Below are 4,202 nucleotides of genomic sequence, written 5' to 3'. Positions count from 1 at the left end.
ATAAAGAGGATTATAAAGCTATTTATTTAAATACAGTAGATGCTACGTTTGCAGATGATGAAACGAAAAAATGGCTTAGAAGTTTAATATAATCACAAATAATAAAAATAAGTACTCTATTTAATATTTTGAGTACTTATTTTTAAAAAACATATTACATTTTATCAGGCTCTTTATAGTCAACACCTTTAGTATCAACTTTTATAGATTCAATAATAACTTTTTCAATAGGAGCATCATTTTTTCCTGTTTCAATATTTTCTATTTTATGAACAATGTCCATACCATTTATAACTTTACCAAAAGAAGCATATTGACCGTCTAAATGAGGTGCATCTTTAGTTACAATAAAGAATTGGCTACCAGCACTGTTTTTCTGTTGACTTCTAGCCATAGACAATACACCTTCAGTATGAGATAAGTCATTTTTGAACTTGTTTTTAGTAAACTCACCCTTTATACTATATCCAGGACCGCCCGTACCAGTGCCATCAGGGTCTCCACCTTGAATCATAAAGTCTTTTATAATTCTATGAAAAGTGAGACCATCATAAAAACCACTATTTGCTAAAGATATAAAGTTATTTACTGTGTTTGGAGCTACATGAGGATAAAGTTCAGCCTCAACAGTACCGAAATCTTTAAATACTATAGTAGCTATAGGAAGCTCTTTAGGAGGAGTTCTAACTTCATCAACAACAGTTTTATTTGATGAACATCCAACTAAAGCCAAAGTTCCTGCAAGCAAGCTTGCTAAAAATCCTTTTTTCGTTTTACTAATCATATTTTTACCATCCTTATGTTAATTTATGGATTTATTATATCATATAAAAAAGTAATACTAAAATAAAAATATAGATAAATAAAAAGTATTGGATCCATCATAGAATTATTTGTAAATTAATGCATATAATATAGATAAAATAATGCGTAATGGAGGTTTTTGAATGAAAATGTTACATAAAACTAGAATTATACTTTTTATGATATGTACAATGTTTTTTATGGGATTTAGTGTAAATGAATCTTATGCAAAAGAACCTATTATGGAATATAAGTTTACAGTAGAAGAGCAAAAAGTTAAGAGGGCTCAGTTTATATGGAAATCTTGCATAGAAGAACTTAGAAATGAAAATATATTAACTGCTATTGATGTTAAAAATATAAACAGTTATTTAAGTAAAGAAATGAGAAGTGAAAAATTTGAAGCTCCATTAAAAATATATGATAGACAAAAGAAAGCACTTAGACCAAGTACTATAGAAAAAATGGTAAGAGACAAAGTAATAACAGCAGAACAAGGTGGAAAACTTCGAGATAAAATGAGTAAATATAATTTATCTAATTTAGAAAAATAAACATAGAGACTTCTTTTTAAATTTAATGCATTATTTAGATAAATATAATACAATTAATTTAAGTATACTATTCTCCTTGGTATACTTAAATTAAAACTTATTTTTAATTTTAAAAGAGAATTGAAATGGTCGGATCATTAAAAGCTAACTATTTTTATAGTTAGCTTTTAATGCTTTTTGTAAAATTGAATTTAACTATTAGTAATATAGTAGATTTTTAAAATGTTAAAAATTTGTAAAATTAACTCGAAATTAACTAAAATTTGTTATTTTATACCTAAAAATATGAAAATTATGTATAATAATTATAAAGAATAATATTTAAAATATAAGCACTGATAAATGGGGGGAATATTATTGACGGTGAGGCAGATAGTACCTAAAGAACTTTTTATACTTTTGGGTGTGCATATATTTACATTTTGGATAAGTTTTATTTTATTTAAACGTATTGATACACAAATGGTGTATTATACATCTGTACTTGTAAGTAGTTTGGTTGGAATGGCTAGTGTATTAGTATGCATGGTTTCTATAAATATAAGTGAAAACAGTTTTTATAAATATATAGCACTTACATTTGCATTTATAGGAGTATTGAATGTAGTATTTATATTAGTAAATGCTTTAAATTTATTTGGATTAGATACAGTAAATAAAGGAATTCAAATAAATGTAGGTGCTATTGGTTTTGAGATTGTTTCATTTATAGTAGCATTTAAATACTTAAATGAGAATTTAGACACAAGTAAATTCATAGTTTCAAGGATTATTTTAATACCACTGATGCTACATATAATTATAAATACACACATAGTACCTAATTTATTTCATGTAAGATATGGTCCAAATGCACTAAGAAATATTATTTCAATAATATATATTTTAATGTTTATATATATTATTTATAAGATAATCAAAAATAAAAAATTTATATTAAACAGAACATACAAGGATCTTATAAGCTATATAATACTTAGAACAATATTATTAAGTATAGTATTATTTTATGAATTTACACATTTCAATTATATTTTTAAACTGCAAGAAATATTACTTATAATAATTGTAATCATTAGGCTTTTTACAACTTATTATATGATGAAAATTTCAGTTATAGATATTATAAAAATTCCTAATGAAATCTTATATAAAAGTTTGCTAAGAGAAAAAGAAATTGCAGAGGCTAGAAATGAATTTTTATCAAATATATCACATGAATTTAAAACACCGGTAAATGTAATATACTCGGCAGTTCAAATGCAGGATTTGAATATAAAAAATAATAATGTTGATAAAATGGAAGCGCTTAATATAATAGTAAAACAAAACTGTAATCGATTAGTAAGACTTATAAATAACTTTATAGATTCAACAAAATTTGAAAATAATAACTTCATTATTGATCTAAAGTGTTTAAATATAGTAAGAATAGTTGAGGATATTACAATGTCAGTTTTAACCTTTGCTGAAAATAAAAATATAGAATTAACCTTTGATACTTGTAAAGAAGAATTATTTTGTTTAGCAGATATAGAGTTTATTGAAAGAATAGTTTTAAATTTACTTTCAAATGCTATTAAATATAACAAAGAAAAAGGAAACATTATTGTAGAAATAAATCAAAATGATGATGATGTAATTATATCTGTAAAAGATAGTGGGATAGGTATACCAAAAGATAAAATGGATAAATTATTTAATCGCCATGATAGAATAGATAGAAATTTATCAAGACATAAAGAAGGCACTGGAATAGGATTGAATATAGTGAAACAAATGGTAGAAAGCTTAGAAGGAACTATATTCATAGATAGCGTAGAAAATGAAGGAACTATCGTATATGTATATTTAAAAAAACTTAAAGGAACATACGAAGAAGAGTATATCAAATTTAATGATTTAGAACAAAAGGTAGAATTGGAATTATCAGACATATAAAAAGTAAGAGTATAATAGAAATGAATAAAAATAAATAAGCAAAAATATGGAGGTAATAATGAGAGAACTGCTAGAGATAAATCCTATAATTGGAGCTATCAAAAATGATGAACATCTTGAAGAAGTTGTAAAATCGGATTGTGATATTGTCTTTTTATTAAATGGAGATATACTTACTTTAAAAAAGAAAATAGAATTTTTACATAAACATGATAAGAAAGTATTTGTTCATATAGATATGATATCAGGTATATCATCAAGTCCTGTAATTGTAGATTATATAAAAAGAGAATTAAATTTAGATGGAATTATAACTACTAAAACCAATATTGTAAAAAGAGCTATAGAATTAGACTTAAAAGTTGTTCAAAGGTTTTTCTTTATAGATTCAATGTCTCTTGAAAATGCAATCGAAAGTTTAAGAAAAGTAAAGCCACAAGCAATAGAAATTATGCCAGGAATACTACCTAAAGTAATAAAAAGAATGAACAAATCATATCCAAGTATTCCAATAATATGTGGGGGACTTATAGATGAAAAAGAAGAAATAATAAATGTCTTATCAGCAGGAGCAATGGCTGTATCAACTACTAAAGTTGATATGTGGTAAAATAATACCCTAAAATATTAAAAAAAATTTGAATATTATGAAAAGATTGTTTATTAAATATCTAACGATCTATTCTGTTGACGGGAAAATGGTTTCATGATAATATCTAATTAACTTAATATTAGGCTGGAGAAGAGAGAGCCAATAGTTTTTTACTATAGGCTCTCTCTGTTTTTTTGCCCAAATATCATGTTATCTAAAAAATATAAAGTTGTTTAAAAACATAAGGAGGCGTTTAGATTGAAAAAAACATTAATTTGAGAATGTATATCTGAATTTATTGGATCATGGAT

The 4,202-nt window shown here is 24.7% G+C and carries 4 protein-coding genes; 3 read left to right on the top strand and 1 reads right to left on the bottom strand.

The features are described 5' to 3' along the window. Positions 1-154 precede the first annotated feature (154 nt). Positions 155-784, bottom strand: a complete 630-nt coding sequence (locus tag VLM92_RS09360) for a peptidylprolyl isomerase (RefSeq protein ID WP_325276076.1) — start codon at positions 782-784, stop codon at positions 155-157. Between the two features lie 163 nt (positions 785-947). On the opposite strand from VLM92_RS09360, the gene VLM92_RS09355 reads away from it, so the two are divergent. The 3 genes from VLM92_RS09355 (at position 948) to VLM92_RS09345 (ending at position 3,909) form a co-directional block, all read left to right on the top strand. Then, entirely contained in the window at positions 948-1,358 is a 411-nt protein-coding gene (locus VLM92_RS09355; protein WP_325276075.1) for a hypothetical protein, read from the top strand. A gap of 363 nt (positions 1,359-1,721) precedes the next feature. Continuing rightward, positions 1,722-3,299 (top strand): HAMP domain-containing sensor histidine kinase, encoded by a 1,578-nt coding sequence (locus VLM92_RS09350; RefSeq protein ID WP_325276077.1) that lies wholly within the window; start codon positions 1,722-1,724, stop codon positions 3,297-3,299. 58 nt (positions 3,300-3,357) lie between these two features. Continuing rightward, complete coding sequence (locus tag VLM92_RS09345; protein WP_325276074.1) at positions 3,358-3,909, top strand: glycerol-3-phosphate responsive antiterminator; 552 nt, start codon at positions 3,358-3,360, stop codon at positions 3,907-3,909. Positions 3,910-4,202 lie beyond the last annotated feature (293 nt).

The organism is Romboutsia sp., from assembly GCF_035470145.1.
In the GTDB taxonomy this organism is placed as follows: Bacteria; Bacillota; Clostridia; order Peptostreptococcales; family Peptostreptococcaceae; genus Romboutsia_D.
This window is presented reverse-complemented; position numbering and strand designations above follow the sequence as displayed.